The organism is Rhodopseudomonas sp. RCAM05734 (assembly GCF_052658035.1).
The window spans coordinates 2,386,812-2,405,398 of the sequence record NZ_CP199742.1; the positions used below are offsets into that span (position 1 = coordinate 2,386,812).

Here is an 18,587-nt window from a genome sequence, read left to right on the forward strand (position 1 = left end):
TCTCTCCTCAGGCGACGCGCTTGTCCGTTTGCGATTGCGGGGTGCCGTCTGACGCTTGTTGCAACGCGCGGACGATGGCCTTGCGGGCCAACGGGATCTTGAAATCGTTCTTGCCTTGGCCGACCGCGCCGTCCAGCAGGGCATCGGCGACGGCGCCGAACAGCGCTGGCGATGCGGCCTTGCCCTTGAGCAGGCTTTCGGCGGCGGGCGAGCGCCAAGGCTTGTGGGCAACGCCGCCCAGCGCAATCCGCGCTTCGCCGATCGATCCGCCGTCCATCTTCAACGCCACGGCAACCGATACCAGGGCGAAAGCATAGGACAGCCGGTCGCGCAGCTTGAGGTACGTGTAGTTGGCGCTGAAATCTTCGGCCGGAAGATCGATGGCCGTGACCAGTTCGCCGGGCTGCAGAGTGTTGTCGCGTTGCGGCTCGTTGCCGGGCAGGCGGTGATAGTCGCCGATCCGGATGGTGCGTTCGCCGCCGGCACCCGTGACGCGGACGCTGGCATCGAGTGCGGCAAGCGCCACGCACATGTCGGATGGATGGGTGGCGATGCAGGCGTCGCTGGCGCCGAGGATGGCATGGATGCGGTTGAGGCCGCCGATCGCCGAACAGCCCGAGCCGGGATCACGCTTGTTGCACGGCGCTGCCGTGTCGTAGAAATAATAGCACCGCGTGCGTTGATTAAGATTTCCGCCATTGGTCGCGGCATTGCGCAGCTGCGGACTGGCGCCCGCGAGGATGGCCGATGCGAGCAGCGGATAGCGCGCGGAGACGCGCTCGTCATAGGCGGTGTCGGCATTGGTCACGAGCGCGCCGAGCCGCAATCCACCCTCCGGCAGATCTTCGATGCGGTTCAGGGCAGCCGGTTGACGTCCACCAGCCGCGCGGGGCGCTCCACATTCTCCTTCATCAGGTCGACGAGGTTGGTGCCGCCGGCCAGAAACCGGGCGTCGGCGCCGCCGTTGTTGACGGCCGCGGCTACATCGGCCGCGCGGGTATAGCTGAAGCGGTTCACTTGGCGGCCTCCTGTGAGAGCACGTCGACGACGGCGTCGGCGATGTTGGTGTAGGCGCCGCAGCGGCACAGGTTGCCGCTCATCAGCTCCCGTACTTCGTCGCGGTTGTCGGCATGGCTTTCATTGATCAGGCCCTGGGCCGAGCAGATCTGGCCGGGGGTGCAATACCCGCACTGGAATGCGTCGTGATCCATGAAGGCCTGCTGCAGCGGGTGCGGCGAAGTCTCGCTCCCGAGCCCCTCGATGGTGACGATGTCGGCACCATCGCGCACGACAGCCAGCGTGAGGCATGAATTGATCCGCTTGCCGTCGATCAGCACCGTGCAGGCGCCGCACTGGCCGTGGTCACAGCCCTTTTTGGTGCCGGTAAGATCTTCGCGCTCGCGCAGCAGGTCGAGCAGCGTCACCCAGGGCTCGACAGCCATCTCCCGTCGCTTGCCGTTGATGGTCAGAGCGATCTCGACAAGATCCGATCGATCGCTCATTTCGGTTCGCTGTTCGCTAGAGGTGGCCAAGTCCATGACAAATTCTCCGATTCTGAACCGCTGCTGCGCCGTAGCTGCAACGATTGCGTGGCAAGATGCGGCGACGTGCCGGCTGAGGCACGTCGCTGTCTGCTGCGTCAGGCAGGGACGCTGTCGATCGCGCGCCGCGGAAAGCGATGCTGCATCATGGCTTCGACAAATGGAGCCACATCATCGCCCGTGATGATGCCATTGCCCTCGTCGGCATCGGGCAGGTTTGCCGCTTCCATGAGCTCGACGCCTTCCCCCATGAATGCGATCGGCTTGCCGTGACGGAACGCCTCGTTGACGAAGAGGATGGCAAGACCGGACTGCGCCAGCGCCGCGGCAGAATCGCCGCCGAGCACGATGACCCCGTCATAGATCACCGACGGTGCGTTGGGCGCAGCGCGGTTGACCTTCTGAGGCTTGCCCTTGGAATCCGCCACTGTACCGGCATGGGCGGCGATCAGCTCGACCACGGCTTGCTCGGCCTGCAATGACGTCAGCACAGCCTTGAACTGCGCGGTATCCATGCCGTCGCCACCGAGAACGGCGATGCGACGACCTTTGATACTGTCGCAAGGCTTGTCCATGCTGAGCGCCGGGGACGACAGGTCCTTGGCGTTCTTGCGCAGCGGACCGGACGGCGTCGGCGCCGACGGCGTCGGATTCTTCGCGTCGCCGACCGGCGCGATGGCAATGCCGGTCTGCGCCGACACGGCCTGGGCGAGGGGATCGGCGATGTTGACAAGGATCTCGTTCATGACGTGATGGCGGATGTCCTCGTTCTCGACCTGGTTGAGTTCGAAGGCGAAGGCCTCGGCGATATGTTGCTGCTCCCAGTCACTCATGCTGTTCCAGAACATGGTGGCCTGGCTGAAGTGGTCGGAGAAGCTGTCGCTGCGCTGCCGGATCTTGGTGGCGTCAATTTTCTCGCCATAGCTGACGAAAGCCTGTGCCCCTTCGGGAGAGTGCATCGGGCAACCGCCGCCGAGCCGGTTGGGGAAGTAGGCGACGCGGCCCTTGTTGATGGTAGTGCGGGCCATCGCATCGCGCTGGTTGTTGTGGACAGGGCAGAGCGGTCGGTTAATCGGCAGCTCGGCGAAGTTGGGGCCGACGCGGCGCAGCTGGGTGTCGGTATAAGAGAACAGCCGGCCCTGCAGCAGCGGATCGTTGCTGAAGTCGATGCCGGGAACGATGTGGCCGGTGTGGTAGGCGACCTGTTCGGTCTCGGCGAAGTAGTTGTCGGTGTTTCGGTTCAGCGTCATCTTGCCGACGCGGCGCACCGGTACGAGTTCTTCGGGAATGATCTTGGTGGGATCGAGCAGGTCGAAATCGAACTTGAACTCGTCCGTCTCCTCGACGATCTGCAGCCCCAGCTCCCATTCCGGATAATCGCCGCGTTCGATGGCTTCGAACAGGTCGCGGCGATGGAAGTCGGCGTCCTTGCCGGAGATTTTCTGCGACTCGTCCCACACCAGCGAGTGGACGCCCTTGATCGGCTTCCAGTGGAACTTGACGAAGACGGACTCGCCCTTGGCATTGACCAGCCGGAAGGTATGGACGCCGAAGCCTTCCATCATGGCGAGGCTGCGCGGCAGCGCGCGGTCGCTCATGACCCACATCAGCATGTGGGCGCTCTCCGGCGTCAGCGAGACGAAGTCCCAGAAGGTGTCATGGGCGGAAGCGGCTTGCGGAATCTCGTTGTTGGGCTCGGGCTTCACTGCATGGATGAGGTCGGGAAACTTGATGGCATCCTGAATGAAGAACACCGGCATGTTGTTGCCGACGAGGTCCCAGACGCCTTCCTTGGTGTACAGCTTGACGGCGAAGCCGCGCACGTCCCGCGGCGTGTCGGCGGAACCGCGCGATCCGGCGACCGTGGAGAAGCGCACGAATACCGGCGTCTTGCGCGAGGTATCGGTCAGTACGCCCGCCGAGGTGAACTCGGAAAGGTCCTCATAGAGTTCGAACACGCCATGCGCCGCCGCGCCGCGCGCATGCACTACGCGCTCCGGAATGCGCTCGTGATCGAAATGGGTGATCTTCTCGCGAAGGTGAAAGTCTTCCAGCAGCGTTGGGCCGCGCGGACCCGCCTTCAGCGAGTTCTGGTCGTCGGAGATCATCACACCCTGATTTCCGGTCATGGCTTCGCCGGGTTCCAGGGTGTCGCGGGCGAGGTCGGCATTCTTGCCGGTGTCGAGATCCAAGGACTGATTGTCCGCCGCCGTCGACGACTGACCGGACGAGCGGGCTTTCGGTGGGCGCGCGACGCCCTTCTTGGACGCGGCAGCCTTCTTTGTAGCCATGAAACACAACTCCGGTTGGGACATCTTTTGAGGAATTCCAAACCGCGTCGCAGGCTTTGCGTTCCCCACTATCGCGCCAACTACAATTTTTAATAATGGCGAGGAAACAGCGCGAGACGCTTGTTTTAAGTCGGTTTCCGCTCATAGCAATGATGCAAACCCGTCGGAACCAATGTTCCTAATGCACATTGAATGCGCAGCTGAAACAGGACAGGCCCATCGGGCAGGAGCGAATATGATCGATACAGTGGTTATCCAACCGACCGACGTGGCGGAAACGTCGGGCACAGGCGTGTCGTGGCCAGCTATCTTTGCCGGCGCCGTCGTCTCCTGTGCGCTGACGCTGGTCTTGCTGACGCTCGGAGTTGCACTCGGCGCCACGTCCGTATCGCCATGGTCGGGTTCCGGCGTTTCTGCCACCACATTCAAACTCGCGACCGGCATTTACCTGATCGTGATCGCCATGATCTCCTCGTCGATCGGCGGATACATTACCGGCCGTCTGCGCACCAGGTGGACCGGCGTGCACAGCGATGAAGTCTACTTCCGCGATACCGCCCACGGCTTCATCACATGGGCCTTTGCCTCGGTGCTTGGCGCCGTCCTGCTCGCCACGCCTGCCGCGAGCGTGATGGGCGGAGCCGCTTCGGGGGCAACCCAGGGTGCTATAACGGCAGCCTCTGGTCCGATGGACGGTTACGTCGACTCCCTGCTGCGTTCCGACACCCCGCAGGCCAATGCCAACCCGGCTGATTCTCGCGGCGAGCTGACGCGTCTGCTCGGCACCAGCTTCAAGGCCGGCACCGACATGAAGCCGGCCGACAAGACCTATGTCGCCAAGGTCGTCTCGGCGCGGACTGGACTGAGCCAGGCGGACGCAGAAGCCCGCGTCAATCAGGTCATCACCGACGCCAAGGCCAATCTGGATGCGGCCCGCAAGGCCACTGCCTCGCTGGCCTTCTGGCTTACCGCCTCGCTGCTGCTCGGTGCCTTCTGTGCGAGCCTTGCGGCGACCGAAGGGGGCGGCCTGCGTGACGGCACCTGGGGCAACAAGCGTCGCCTGAACACGTAAAATCCAAGTCAACTGATCCAGTCAACTCACACTGAAAGGACATCACATGCCCATTCTTCTCTGGCTCCTCGGCATTCCGATCCCCCTGATCATCCTGTTTCTGCTGATCCGCTAATCAGCAGGTCACCGAAAGAAGCCCGCCGAGCAATCGGCGGGCTTTTCGTTGGTCTGGACAAACGTGGCGCGTGTGGCCGAGCCTGTCTCGCCATCGCTCTCCTTGTCTCCCCTCGATACGCGAATGCCCGGCACGAGGCCGGGCTTGATGAAGATCGGGTTGGTTTGGACCTAGCGATCGTGGAGCGATCGTTCGGCGAGACGACTACGCCACCATGCAGATCGGCGCCTGGGCCGGCGCGGCGGCGACTTCCTCGGTGATGACAACGAACTTCGCCAGCGGCGCCGGGCCGAAGGCTGTGGAGATTGCCACGTCGGCGGCATCGCGGCCGCGGGCCATGACGATGCGGCCGATGCGCGGATGGTTGTGCCGGGCGTCGAAGGTGTACCAGCGGCCGTCGAGATAGACCTCGAACCACGCGCTGAAATCCATCGGCGCGGGATCGATGGGCACGCCGATGTCGCCGAGATAGCCGGTGCAGTAGCGCGCCGGAATATTCATGCAGCGGCACAGCGTGACGGCGAGATGCGCAAAGTCGCGGCAGACGCCCACGCGCTCATCATGGCCCTCGGAGGCGGTGCGGTCATTGCGGGCGTGGTGATAGCCGAACGAGATACGGTCGTGGGCGTAGTCGCAGATCGCCTGCACGCGCTGCCAGCCGCCAATAATGCCGCCGAACATCGACCATGCCAGATCGGAGAGTTTCTGGGTATCGCAATAGCGGCTGCCGAGCAGATAGATCAGCGCGTCGTCAGGCAACTCGCCGATCGGGGTCTGGCGAGCATCCGGGTTGACCGCGTCGGGCAAGCCGCTGTCGTTGATCAGGAAGTCGTTGCGGATCTCGGTGAGGCCGGGCGGCGCGATGATGCGCGTACAGGTGTTGCCGAACATGTCGAGGTAGTTGCGGGCCTGAACATCGTGGGAAAACTGGATGCGATCAGGCGTCATCAGATCGCACTGCCGATCGGGATGAACGCTCAGCATCAGGACCATCGGGGTTTCCTGATAGCACTGGAACGCAATGTCGTAGCCCGCACGAATCTGCACTGGAATCTCCATGGTCTGGCGAGGCGAACAAATAACGATTGTCAAATAAGTGTATCAATCCGCGTTCGTTCCGGGCGCGGCGGCCCGATCTGTGCAGAAAATGTGGGCATTCTTGGGCAGTTCCTGTGCGCTAGCATGGTTCCAAACGAAACGACCCGCGCCGGCCGGTGATCGGCACACGCGGGTCATGATGGGTCGGTGCGTTGCGAGAGAAGGTTCGCCTATTTTTTGAGGGCGAGCAGCAGCAGCGAGCGCCCGGTCACCTGATAGACATCGCCGAACGGGAAGTCGGTCCCGCCGTCGGTGTCGGGAATGTTGGTATCGATCAGCAGGGTCCACTGGCTGCCGCCGAACGCCTTGGGCATGGTGAAATCCACCACGTCCTCATAGCCGTTCATCACCATCAGCACCGTCTGGTCCTCGCCCAGCCGCCGGATGCCGGTCTTCTGGGCGCGGCCGTCCAGCAACATGCCGAAGCACTTGATGTTGGTGTCCTGCCAGTTGCTGTCCTGCATCTCGCTGCCGTTGGCATTGATCCAGGTGACGTCGCGGACATCGAGATGCGGATCGTGCTGTCCGGTCAGGAACCGGCTCCGGCGCAGGATCGCGCAGGTCCGTTGCAGGTCGATCAGGCGCTTGGTGAACTTCAGCAGATCCTTGCCGTCGTCGGTCAGTTCCCAGTTGAACCAGGAGATCTCGCTGTCCTGGCAATAGGCGTTGTTGTTGCCATGCTGTGTCCGGCCGAACTCGTCGCCGCCGAGCAGCATCGGGGTGCCCTGGGAGAACAGCAGGGTCGCCAGCATGTTGCGCTTCTGCCGCTCGCGCAGGGCGGTGATCGCCTTGTCGTCGGTCGGGCCCTCGACACCGCAATTCCACGAGGCGTTGTTGGAAGAGCCGTCCTTGTTGTCCTCGCCGTTGGCCTCATTGTGCTTCTCGTTGTAGCTTGCCCAGTCATTCAGCGTGAAGCCGTCATGGGCGGTGACGAAGTTGACGCACGACCACGCCCGGCGACCTTGGTGGTTGAACAGATCGGCCGAGGCCGATAGCCGCGGGGCGATCGCCGCGACGGGCGCCTCGCCGCGCCAGAAATCCCGCATGGTATCGCGGAACTTGTCGTTCCATTCCGCCCAGCCGGGCGGAAAGCCGCCGACCTGGTAGCCGCCGGGCCCGATGTCCCAGGGTTCGGCGATCAGCTTCACGGTGGTCAGCAACGGATCCTGATCGACGGCCTTGAGGAAGCCGCTCTGCTCGTCGAAGCCATAGACCTCGCGCGCCAGGATGGTGCCGAGATCGAAGCGGAAGCCGTCGATGTGCATTTCCCGCACCCAGTAGCGCAGGGAGTCGGCGACCATCTGGATGACGCGGGCATGGGACAGGTTGACGGTGTTGCCGGTGCCGGTGTCGTTGATGTAATGGCGCTTCTTGTCCGGCAGCAGCCGGTAGTAGCTGGCGTTGTCGATGCCCTTGAAGGACAGAGTCGGACCGAGCTCATTGCCCTCGGCGGTGTGGTTGTAGACCACGTCGAGGATCACCTCGAGACCGCCAGCGTGCAGCGCCGACACCATCTCCTTGAATTCGCGCAGGCTGTTCGGCACGTCGGAGGCGTAGCGCGGATCCGGTGCGAAGAACCCGATGGTGTTGTAGCCCCAATAGTTGACCAGCTTCTTGTCGAGCAGGTAGTCGTCATTGATGAAGGTGTGGATCGGCAGCAGTTCGACCGAGGTGATGCCGAGGTCCTTGAGATAGTCGACAGCCGGTTTGCTGCCGAAACCGGCATAGGTGCCGCGGATGGTCTCGGGCACGTCCGGATGCTGCTTGGTGAATCCCTTGACGTGGACCTCATAGATGATGGTCTGGTCCCATGGAACGGGGAGCCGGCCGGCTTCACCGGTCCAGTCGAAGTTCTTATCCACTACCACGCATTTCGGCATGAACGGCGCCGAGTCGCGCTCATCGAAGGTGGTGTCGTCGCCGGTCTCCATCTTGTAGCCGAACACGGCCGGATTCCATTCCAGTGTCCCGGCATGGGCGCGGGCGTAGGGGTCGAGCAGCAGCTTGTTGGGATTGAAGCGGTGGCCGTTCTCCGGCTCGTAGGGACCGTGGACGCGGTAACCGTAGAAGGTGCCGGGCGCGACATCGGGAATGTAGCCGTGGAAGACCTCGTCAGTGTATTCCGGCAGTTCGATACGGGTCTCAGTGTCGCCGTCGAACAGGCAGACCTCCACCTTGGTGGCATTGGCCGAAAACAAAGCGAAATTGGTGCCGTTTCCGTCCCAATGTGCGCCTAGCGGATACGGCAAGCCTTCTTCGACCGTTCTATTCGTCACGATTGCCCCATATGTTTGCTGATCAAATGCGCAAGACAACCGCTCCACGGCCAATACGTTGCAGTGCGAAGAAAATTTCGCCGCTTAATTTCCACATTTCAACCCGGGATTCTGCGAATGAATGACCGCAAGCGCATTGCGCTGCTCGGCGCGCCTGTTGAAGTCGGGGCCTCGCAACGGGGCACGCTGATGGGGCCTGCGGCGCTGCGAACCGCAGGACTGGCGACGCTGCTGCAGGAGCTGGGCTTCGAGGTTGAAGACCACGGCGATCTCACTGCGCTGGACGGGCATCCCGCCCATGACACGCCGCCGGAGAACGCCAAGCACTATCGCGACATCCAGCGCTGGATCGAGGCGCTCAGCAGTCGTGCCTATGAACTGGCGCGCTCCGGCGCGTTGCCGATCTTTCTCGGTGGCGACCACAGCCTTTCCATGGGCTCGGTCAATGGCGTTGCGCGGCACTGGCACGGCCAGAGCCGCGAGCTGTTCGTGCTGTGGCTCGACGCGCATGCCGACTACAACACCCCGGCCACCACCATCACCGGCAACATGCACGGCATGTCGGCGGCATTCCTGTGCGGCGAGCCCGGGCTCGACCGGCTGCTCGGCGCGCAGCCGCGGGCCTCGATCCGGCCCGACCATCTCGATCTGTTCGGCATCCGCTCCATCGACAGGCTCGAGAAGGAACTGGTGCAGGCGCGCAATATCACGGTCGCCGACATGCGGCAGATCGACGAATTCGGCGTCGGCGTGCTGATCCGCCGGGTGATCGACAAGGTCAAGGCACGCAAGGGCGTGCTGCATGTCAGTTTCGACGTGGACTTCCTCGATCCGGCCAACGCACCGGGCGTCGGCACCATGGTCCCGGGCGGCGCCACCTATCGCGAGGCGCACCTGATCATGGAGCTGCTGCATGACTCAGGTCTGCTGTGCTCGCTCGACATCGTCGAGCTTAACCCCTTCCTCGACGAGCGCGGCCGCACCGCCCGGGTCATGGTCGAATTGATCGGCAGCCTGTTCGGCCAGCAGATCACCGACCGGCCGATGCCCAGCAATGCGATCCTGCCACCGACGTAATCGAACCGCGGGCATCCCCCCCGGTACACGTGGCCAATGCCACCTGGAACGGCACCAGGCGCCTAAAGGTATTTTACGCGCTCGGTCACGCGCTGAGCCTGCACAAGTATTACAGTGCGGTCATATTAATGGAACCTTCGCTACAGCTTCGCATTGCTACCTCATCGTTTCACAATTTGAGGAGCACGCAATGATTCAGCATTTGGCTATCATCGCCGTTGCCGCGGCGGCAATCGGCAGCGTCGTCCCAGCAAGCGCCCAGCAAATCGGCGTGGGTGTGGGTCCGGGCGGCGTGACCGTGGGTGCCGTCCCGGATCGCCACCGTGACCGCGAATACGTTCGCGAACGTGGCTACCGCGATCGCGACGAGACCGTCGTGATCAAGCGAAGCCGTGAGCGCGATCGTGATTATGATCGCGGGCGTCGTTCGGTTGTCATCGAACGCGACTAATTTCGACTTTTGTAGAGGCGGCCTTCCCCATGGGAAGGCCGCTTTTTCGCGCCCATTTTGCCTGACTTAATGGTTTAGTATCCGAATATGAATATTGCAGCGACCGTCTGGTGGCAGGCCGGCACCATCTATCAGATCTATCCGCGCTCGTTCCAGGACGCCAATGGCGACGGCATCGGCGATCTCACCGGTATTATCGGCCGGCTGCCGTATCTGACCCGTCTCGGGGTTGATGCGATCTGGCTGTCGCCGATCTTTCCATCGCCCATGGCCGATTTCGGCTACGACATTTCCGACTATATCGGCATCGATCCGATCTTCGGTACATCTGCGGATTTCGACGCGCTGGTAGCGGCGGCCCATGGCCAGCGCCTCAAACTGATCCTTGACCTCGTGCCGAACCACACCTCGGATCAGCATCCGTGGTTTCTTGAGAGTCGAGGCTCGCGCGACAACCCGAAGCGCGACTGGTACATCTGGCGCGATCCGAAGCCGGACGGATCGGCACCGAACAACTGGATGTCGGAATTCGGTGGCAGCGCCTGGCAGTTCGACGACGCCACCGGGCAATATTACTATCACGCCTTCCTCGACAAGCAGCCAGATCTGAACTGGCGCAATCCGGAGGTGCGTCATGCTATCTACGAGGTGATGCGATTCTGGCTGCGCCGCGGCGTCGATGGCTTTCGCGTCGACGTGATATGGCACCTGATCAAGGATGGCGAGTTCCGCGACAATCCGGTGAATCCGAACTTCAACGCCGGGCGGCCGCCGCATGAGGCGGTGCTGACGCTGCATTCGGCCGACCAGCCGGAGGTCCAGGAGGTGGTGGCCGAGATGCGCCGCGTCGTCGACGAATTCGACGACCGCGTACTGATCGGCGAGGTGTATCTTCCGGTCGAGCGGCTGGTGGCCTACTACGGCAAGGACCTCAGCGGCGCCAACCTGCCTTTCAATTTTGCGCTGTTGTCGGCGCCGTGGAATGCCCGCGAGATCGCGGCGCTGATCGATCGCTACGAGCAGGCACTGCCGCTCGGCGCGTGGCCCAACTGGGTGCTCGGCAATCACGACCGTCCGCGCGTCGCAAGTCGCGTGGGCGCCGCGCAAGCCCGCGTCGCCGCCATGCTGCTGCTGACGTTGAGGGGCACGCCGACGCTCTACTATGGTGACGAGATCGGCATGCGCCAGGTGGCGATCCCGGCCGAGCGGGTGCAGGATCCGTTCGAGAAGAATGTGCCCGGTATCGGCGTCGGCCGCGACGGCTGTCGTACCCCGATGCAATGGGGCGCGACCGACAACGCCGGCTTTACCTCGGGCGAGCCATGGTTGCCGCTCGCGGACGATTTCGCCACCGACAACGCGGCTGCATTCGCCAGCGATCCGCACTCCATCCTCAGTCTCTACGTCAAGCTGATCGACCTGCGCAAGCATACGCTCGAGCTTGTTTTTGGCGACTATGTCCCCCTTCAAACCGCCGGCGACGTCCTGGCCTATCTTCGTGTCTATGACGGCAGGGCCCTGCTGGTGGCGCTCAATTTCAGCAGCGAGGCGACATCGATGCATGTGGAAGGCGAGGGCGGCGAAATCGCGCTGACGACGGAGTTGGATCGCAGGGGTGAGAACGTCTCCGGCGTGCTGGAGCTGCGCGGCAATGAAGGCGTGATTGTCCGGTTGCGTTAGTCTTCCGTCTCGTGCCCCGGACGCGACGCAATACGAAGTATTGCTTCGCAGATCCCGGGGCCCATCTTGTTGAGCAAGCGGTGGGTCCCGCATCTGCGGGGCGGCATAAGAATGCCGCACCGCGTGCGGGACACGAGTTTCAGGCTACTCCGGATGCGGATCGGCGTCGCCGTCGATATCGCTTCGTTTGAGCAGATAGTCGAGGCCGCCGACGCGGAACCAGCGATAGGCATAGGCTTCGAGCATCAGCCTGTGCCTGCCCTTGTCGTCGGCGTGGCTGTGGTCTTCCGTGAGCAGGTTGATCAGGCTGTTGTCCTGGTCGGTGCCAAGCCCGACCGCGAAGCTCACCTCGTGCGGCTTGTCGTCGAGGTTGTGCACGAACAGCACCGAATTATTGCGCCAGTCGTAGCGGATCGCCAGCACCGCGGGATTGCGCGTGGCGATGATCTGGAAGTCGCCCCAACCGACCTCGGGCACCTCCTTGCGCATGCGGATCATGCGTTCGGTCCAGTTCAGCATCGAGTTGGGGTCGCGGCGCTGCATGGCGACGTTGACGTGCGGGTAGCCGTAGGGCCCGCTGTCGATCACCGGGTTCTTCGGCTTGGCATTCTTGGTGAAGCCGGCATGCGGTTCGGTCGACCATTGCATCGGTGTGCGTGCGCAATTGCGCTCCGGCAGCGAGAGGTCGTCGCCCATGCCGATCTCGTCGCCATAGCGCAGCACCGGCGTACCCGGCAGAGTGTACATCAGGCTGTAGGCAAGCTCGAGCCGCCGGCGGTCGCCGCCGAGCATCGGCGCGAGGCGGCGGCGGATGCCGCGGTCGTAGAGCTGCATCGACTTGTCCGGGCCGAATTTGGCGAACACGGTCTGGCGTTGCGCGTCGGTCAGCCGTCCGAGATCGAGTTCGTCGTGGTTGCGCAGGAACAAGCCCCATTGCGCCGTCGCCGGCCGCGGCTTGGTGACTTTCAGCGCGCCGGCCAGCGGACGCGAATCGGCAGACGCCAGCGCGAAAAACAGGTTCTGGTTGACGTGGAAATTGAACATCATCTGCATGCGATCGCCGTCATCGCCGAAATATTCCATGTCGGTCTCGGGCTCGACATTGGCTTCGGCGAGGATGATGGCGTCGCCCTTGCGCCACTGCAGGAATTCGCGGAAGGCGCGCAGCATGTCGTATTGCTCAGTCGGCTTGTTGACCTTCGGCCCCTTGGTCGCGATCACGAACGGGACTGCGTCCATGCGGAAGCCGGACACGCCGAGCTGTAGCCAAAATCCCATGATCTTGAGGATCTCGGCCTGCACATGGGGGTTCGAGGTGTTGAGGTCTGGCTGGAAGTCATAGAAGCGATGGAAGAACCACGCTTTGGCTTCCTTGTCGTGGGTCCAGGTTGATTTTTGCACGCCGGGAAACACCATGCCTTTGTTGGCATTGGCGGGCTTCTTGTCGGACCAGACGTACCAGTCGCGATACTTCGAGTCCGGCGAGCTTTTGGCTTCCTTGAACCGGCTGTGCTGGTCCGAGGTATGATTGACCACCAGGTCGATGATGACGCGGATGCCGCGCTGGTGACAGCCATGGGTAAATTCGACGAAGTCGCCGAGCGTGCCGTAGCGCGGATCGACACCGTAGTAGTCGGAGATGTCGTAGCCGTCGTCCTTGCCCGGCGAGGGCTGGAACGGCATCAGCCAGATCGCGGTGACGCCGAGCCCGTGCAGATAATCCAGCCTTCGCGTCAGGCCCTTGAAGTCGCCGACCCCGTCGCCGTCGGCATCCATGAAGCTGCCCACCGACAGGCAATAGAAGACGGCGTTCTTGTACCAGAGATCGTCGATCATGCGGGCACCGGGCTGCGAGGACGGTGCGGATCAAGTCGCGGAGCGGGCAGGGGTTCCGCTGAGCTGCTGCGCGCAGTGAAGCTGCGCCTTTCCCCTCTCCCCCAGCGCAGCGAAGCTGCGCGCCGTGGGAGAGGGTGCATAGGCGGCCTTCGGCCGCCGTTCTAAAATTCACGCCGATGCAAAGCATCGGCTTTGGCGAAGCGAAGGCGGGAGAGGGAAGGCCGCGAGCGCCGGCGTTTGCGGCATCACCCCCTCTCCCGGCCGCGCTGGCGCGCGTCCACCCTCTCCCACCAACCGCCGCTGCGCGGCGGCCGGGGAGAGGGGAAACAAAAAGGCGCCGCCGATGGCTCGGCGGCGCCTGATGTTATTGTAGGGTGGGCAAAGCGAAGCGTGCCCACCATCCGCGTGGTGGGCACGGCGCCGAGGCGCCTTTTTGCCCACCCTACGCTTCTAGCTCAGTCCATGCTGATCGTGGTCAGGTCCTGGAACCAGTGCTGCGCCTGCACGAACTTCTTCACCTTCGGCGACAGCGCATGCGGGTTGGTGTCGTGCACGACCCAGACCAGTACGGCGTCATCGACGATCAGCGCATGTGCCTGCGCCAGCAGCTCATCCTGCTTCGCCGGATCGAAGTTGTTCTTGGCCTCGTCGATCAGCGCATCGACCTTCGGGTTCTTGTAGCCGCCCCAGTTGACGCCGACCGGCGCGATCTGGCGGGAGTCGAAGAAGCGCACGATGGCGTAGAGCGGATCGGAGGTCACGTAAGCGATGTTGTTCGCGGTGATGCCCTTCATGCTCTCGTCGGCCGCGCCCTTGCGCCAGGCAGTGTACAGCACTTCGAGTTCGACCACCTTGAACTCGACGTCGACGCCGATTTCCTTAAAACTCTGCTGCAGGAATTCGTTCATCGGCAGCGACAGCATCTGGCCGGTGCCGCCATTGGCGATGATGAACGTCGCCTTCAGCGGCTTGTCCGGTCCGTAGCCGGCTTCCTTCACCAGCTTCTTGGCTTCGGCGAGGTCATACTTGATCTTGAAGGTCGGTTTGCCGAACCACGGGGAGGACGGATCAACCTGGCCGATGGCCGGCTTGGCGAGACCGTTCATCAGGCCGACCACGGCGTCGCGGTCGATGGCGAGATTGAGCGCCTTGCGCAGGCGGACATCGGTCCACGGTGAGCCCGGCAGCACGCTGAGATGATAATTCCAGACATGCGGCGTGACGTTGTCGACGATCTTCATGCCGGCCGACTTCGGCTGCGGCACGGCGTCCGGCGCCGGGGTCTCGATCAGGTCGACCTGGCCGGCGAGCAGCGCGTTGGTGCGCGTGAGAGCTTCGGGCATCGGCACCAGAACCAGCTTGTCGACCTTGGCGAGGCGCTTCTTGTCCCAGTAGTCCGGATTCTTCGAGAGTTCGGCGAGTTCGCGCGGCACCAGTTTTGTCAGTTTGAACGGCCCGGTGCCGGAGGGAGACGCTGCGAACTTGTCCCAGTCCTTGCCGACCTTTTCGTATTGCGCCGGGCTCGAGACCAGGAACCAGAGCATCTGGTACGGGAAGAATGAATCGACGGTCTTGGTGGTGATCTCGACGGTATTGTCGTCGATCTTGGCGTAGCTGGCGACCGAGGGCAGGCGGGTCTTGACCTGCGCGCTCTGGCGCTTGTCGAACTGCGGTGCCTTCTCGTTCAGCACCTTGTCCAGATTCCACACCACGGCGTCGGCGTTGAAATCGCTGCCGTCGTGAAATTTGACGCCCTGGCGCAGGGTGAAGCGCCACTTGGTCTTGTCGGCGGGATCGACCTTCCACTCGGTGGCCAGCCCGGGGATCAGCTTGCCCGGACGATCGGAGACGTCCATCTCCCAAGCCACCAGCGGGTCGTAGATGGTGTAGCCGGTGAATTGATAGGCACCTGCGCCGCGATCGGGCTGACCTGTGGTCAGCGGGATGTCCGCCATCGAGATGCCATAGCGCACCACCGACTCGGCTTGCGCCGGTGCGGCAGCACCCAGCACGGCGGCGATGGCCGCGACAAATATTGAATTCCGAACGCGCATGTAAACAGGCTCCAATGAGGATAAGCGAGAGTCGGAGAATTCCTGCAAGCTTGATGCCACATTAGGCAGATGCTGATGCACTGTGTGCCAACGGGGCGCTATGCCGCACGCCGAGTCACCCAACGCAGTGACTCGCCGCCGCTGGCACAGCCGTTGCATAAGAATTAGCCAGTGCTTAGGCTGTGACGCCGAGCCATCCAATCCACGGGGAATGACACCGATGCGTATCGAGAAGCCGACCAAGAGCCGCCTTGCCATGGCGATCGCCATGCTGAGCGTTGCGACCGCGCTGACGCTGCCGCAGGCCGCGCGCGCCGAGACCGTGCTGCGCATTGGCATGACCGCCGCCGACATTCCGCGCACGTTGGGCCAGCCCGATCAGGGCTTTGAAGGCAATCGCTTTACCGGCAACACCATGTATGACGGCCTCACGATGTGGGATCTGTCGTCGGCAACCAAGGCGAGCGTGGTTATCCCCGGCCTGGCGACCGAATGGAAAGTCGATGACGCCGACAAGAAGAAGTGGACCTTCAAGCTGCGCCCCGGCGTCGTCTTTCACGATGGTTCGCCATTCAACGCCGATGCCGTGGTGTGGAACGTCGAGAAGGTGCTGAAGCAGGATGCCGTGCAGTTCGATGCCAGCCAGGTCGGCGTCACCGCCTCGCGTATGCCGACGCTGGTCTCCGCGAAGAAGATCGACGACATGACCGTCGAACTGACGACCAAGGAGCCAGACTCGTTCCTGCCGATCAATCTGACAAACCTTTATATGGTCAGCCCCAGCAAGTGGCAGGGCTTCTTCGACAAGGCCGAGGGCGCCGACGCCAAGGCGAAGTCGCAGGCGGCATGGACCGCCTTCGCGCGCGAACCGGCCGGCACCGGCCCGTGGAAGATGTCGAAGTTCACGCCGCGCGAGCGGCTCGAACTGGCGAAGAACGACGCCTACTGGAACAAGGATCGCATCCCCAAGGTCGACAAGATGCTGTTGCTGCCGATGCCGGAGGCCAATGCCCGCACCGCGGCGCTGCTGTCCGGCCAGGTCGACTGGATCGAGGCGCCGGCACCTGACGCGGTCAAGGAAATCACCGCCCGCGGCTTCAAGATCGAGAAGAACGAGCAGCCCCATGTCTGGCCGTGGCAGTTCTCGCGCGTCGAAGGCTCGCCGTGGAACGACATCCGCGTCCGCAAGGCCGCCAATCTCTGCATCGATCGCGAAGGCCTGCGCGATGGTTTGCTGGCCGGCTTGATGGTGCCCGCCACCGGCACCTTCGAACCCGGCCATCCCTGGCGCGGCAAGCCAACCTTCCAGATCAAGTACGACCTGAAGGCCGCGCAGGCGCTGATGAAGGAAGCCGGTTACGGTCCGACCAAGAAGCTTGAAGTCAAGACCCAGACTTCGGCGTCGGGCTCCGGCCAGATGCTGCCGCTGCCGATGAACGAATATCTGCAGCAGGCGCTGGCGGAGTGCTATTTCGACGTCAAGCTCGACGTCATCGAGTGGAATACGCTGTTCACCAACTGGCGCCGCGGCGTCAAGGATCCCAGCGCGAACGGCTCCAACGCCACCAACGTCACTTATGCGGCGATGGACCCGTTCTTCGCATTGGTGCGCTTCCTGCAGTCATCCATGGCGCCGCCGGTCTCCAACAACTGGGGCTATATCAATAACCCGAAGTTCGACGAACTGGTGACCAAGGCCCGCACCACCTTCGATCCTGCTGCGCGTGACGAGGCTCTGGCCGAGTTGAACGCCGCCTCGATCGACGATGCAGCGTTCCTCTATGTCGCCCATGACGTTGGTCCGCGCGCGCTGAGCCCGAAGATCAAGGGCTTTGTGCAGCCAAAGAGCTGGTTCGTCGACTTCTCGCCGGTGTCGATGACGCCGTAGTAGCTAACGCAAGCGTGCTTCTTTCCCTCCCCCCGGCGAAGCGAAGCTTCGCGGGGTGGGGAGGGTGGCGCGTTTGAGACCGAAGCGAACAAACGTGACGGGTGGGGGCGCAACATTCGCTGTCGTGATGTGGCCGCCACCCCCACCCGACCGGCCTGACGGCCGGCCACCCTCCCCACGCGAAGACGCGGGGGAGGGATAAGAAGCGCTTCTCTACCACTGAATCGAAGGTGACCTTTGTTCGTCTATATCGCGCGCCGCATCGTTTATGTGATTCCGGTCGTCATCAGCGTGGCGCTGGTGTGCTTCCTGCTGGTGCACATCACGCCGGGTGATCCGCTTGTCGCCATCCTTCCCGCTGACGCCTCGCAGGAACTCGCGGCGCAATTGCGTATCGCCTATGGCTTCGACCGGCCGCTGCCGGTGCAGTTCGGCCTGTGGCTGTGGCGCGCTCTGCATGGCGACCTCGGCGCCTCCATCGCCACCGGCCGCCCGGTGCTCGCCGAAGTGCTGCGTGCGGTCGGCAACACCGTGACGCTGGCGATCGCCGCCGCATTGATCGGCTTCACGCTCGGCCTGTTCTTTGGGCTGATCTCCGGCTATTTCCGCGACACCTGGATCGACAAAGTCTCGACCTCGATCGCCATCGCCGGCGTCTCGGTGCCGCATTACTGGCTCGGCATGGTGCTGGTCATCATATTCTCGGTGCAGCTGAACTGGCTGCCGGCGGTGGGCGCGGGGCCGGGCGGCTCCGGCTCCTGGGCCTGGGATTGGGACCACATCAAATATCTGGTGCTGCCGGCAATCACCACCTCGGTGATTCCGATGGGTATCATCACCCGCACCGTGCGCGCCCTGACCGGCGACATTCTCTCGCAGGATTTCGTCGAGGCGCTGCGCGCCAAAGGCCTGCGTGAGAAAAGCGTGTTTCGCCACGTCATCAAGAATGCCGCACCGACCGCGCTTGCGGTGATGGGCCTGCAACTCGGCTATATGCTCGGCGGCTCGATCTTGATCGAGACGGTGTTCTCGTGGCCGGGCTCCGGCCTGCTGCTGAACTCGGCGATCTTCCAGCGCGACCTGCCGCTGCTGCAGGGCACCATCCTGGTGCTGGCGCTGTTCTTCGTCTTCCTCAATCTCCTGGTCGATATCGCGCAGGCCGCGATCGATCCGCGCATCAAGCGGAACTGACCATGCAGGATTTTCTC

The 18,587-nt window shown here is 63.0% G+C and carries 12 protein-coding genes and 1 pseudogene; 6 read left to right on the forward strand and 7 right to left on the reverse strand.

The features are described from left to right. Nucleotides 1-7: 7 nt before the first annotated feature. From ACUXVA_RS11285 to ACUXVA_RS11295, 3 genes and pseudogenes are all read right to left on the reverse strand, one after another. Nucleotides 8-1,017 (reverse strand): annotated as a pseudogene (locus ACUXVA_RS11285) (FAD binding domain-containing protein). Next, complete coding sequence (locus ACUXVA_RS11290) at nt 1,014-1,502, reverse strand: (2Fe-2S)-binding protein (RefSeq protein ID WP_265080223.1); 489 nt, start codon at nt 1,500-1,502, stop codon at nt 1,014-1,016. Before ACUXVA_RS11290 ends, ACUXVA_RS11285 begins: the two are co-directional and overlap by 4 nt. Nucleotides 1,503-1,639: 137 nt before the next feature. Beyond that, nucleotides 1,640-3,832, reverse strand: a complete 2,193-nt coding sequence (locus ACUXVA_RS11295) for a catalase (protein ID WP_445492170.1) — start codon at nt 3,830-3,832, stop codon at nt 1,640-1,642. A 235-nt stretch (nt 3,833-4,067) separates the two neighbouring features. On the opposite strand from ACUXVA_RS11295, the gene ACUXVA_RS11300 reads away from it, so the two are divergent. Further along, a complete protein-coding gene (locus tag ACUXVA_RS11300) occupies nt 4,068-4,904 on the forward strand; it encodes a hypothetical protein (RefSeq protein WP_265080221.1) in 837 nt (278 codons plus the stop codon). Nucleotides 4,905-5,223: 319 nt separating this feature from the next. Here ACUXVA_RS11300 and ACUXVA_RS11305 read toward each other — a convergent pair whose 3' ends face one another. Both ACUXVA_RS11305 and glgX read right to left on the reverse strand, forming a co-directional pair. Then, nucleotides 5,224-6,066 carry a transglutaminase-like domain-containing protein gene (locus ACUXVA_RS11305; RefSeq protein ID WP_265080220.1) on the reverse strand — a complete coding sequence of 281 codons (843 nt, stop codon included), beginning with the start codon at nt 6,064-6,066 and terminating at the stop codon, nt 5,224-5,226. A gap of 221 nt (nt 6,067-6,287) precedes the next feature. Beyond that, nucleotides 6,288-8,393, reverse strand: coding sequence for a glycogen debranching protein GlgX (gene glgX, locus ACUXVA_RS11310; protein WP_265080219.1), 2,106 nt, complete (start codon nt 8,391-8,393; stop codon nt 6,288-6,290). A gap of 117 nt (nt 8,394-8,510) precedes the next feature. On the opposite strand from glgX, the gene rocF reads away from it, so the two are divergent. The 3 genes from rocF (at nt 8,511) to ACUXVA_RS11325 (ending at nt 11,601) form a co-directional block, all read left to right on the forward strand. Continuing rightward, nucleotides 8,511-9,470, forward strand: a complete 960-nt coding sequence (gene rocF, locus ACUXVA_RS11315) for an arginase (RefSeq protein WP_265080218.1) — start codon at nt 8,511-8,513, stop codon at nt 9,468-9,470. 190 nt (nt 9,471-9,660) lie between these two features. After that, complete coding sequence (locus ACUXVA_RS11320; RefSeq protein ID WP_265080217.1) at nt 9,661-9,921, forward strand: hypothetical protein; 261 nt, start codon at nt 9,661-9,663, stop codon at nt 9,919-9,921. An 87-nt stretch (nt 9,922-10,008) separates the two neighbouring features. Next, nucleotides 10,009-11,601, forward strand: a complete 1,593-nt coding sequence (locus ACUXVA_RS11325) for an alpha-amylase family glycosyl hydrolase (protein WP_445492174.1) — start codon at nt 10,009-10,011, stop codon at nt 11,599-11,601. 144 nt (nt 11,602-11,745) lie between these two features. On the opposite strand, the gene ACUXVA_RS11330 is transcribed toward ACUXVA_RS11325, so the two are convergent. Then, the gene (locus tag ACUXVA_RS11330) at nt 11,746-13,437 is read right to left on the reverse strand and encodes an alpha-amylase family protein (protein ID WP_445492176.1); all 1,692 of its coding nucleotides are present in this window, start codon (nt 13,435-13,437) and stop codon (nt 11,746-11,748) included. Nucleotides 13,438-13,892: 455 nt separating this feature from the next. Then, nucleotides 13,893-15,491, reverse strand: a complete 1,599-nt coding sequence (locus ACUXVA_RS11335; protein ID WP_445492178.1) for an ABC transporter substrate-binding protein — start codon at nt 15,489-15,491, stop codon at nt 13,893-13,895. Between the two features lie 220 nt (nt 15,492-15,711). Here ACUXVA_RS11335 and ACUXVA_RS11340 point away from each other — a divergent pair, with 220 nt between their 5' ends. Together ACUXVA_RS11340 and ACUXVA_RS11345 are read left to right on the forward strand one after the other, a co-directional pair. After that, a complete protein-coding gene (locus ACUXVA_RS11340; protein ID WP_265080213.1) occupies nt 15,712-17,379 on the forward strand; it encodes an ABC transporter substrate-binding protein in 1,668 nt (555 codons plus the stop codon). Nucleotides 17,380-17,616: 237 nt separating this feature from the next. After that, complete coding sequence (locus ACUXVA_RS11345; RefSeq protein WP_445492181.1) at nt 17,617-18,570, forward strand: ABC transporter permease; 954 nt, start codon at nt 17,617-17,619, stop codon at nt 18,568-18,570. Nucleotides 18,571-18,587: the final 17 nt, after the last annotated feature.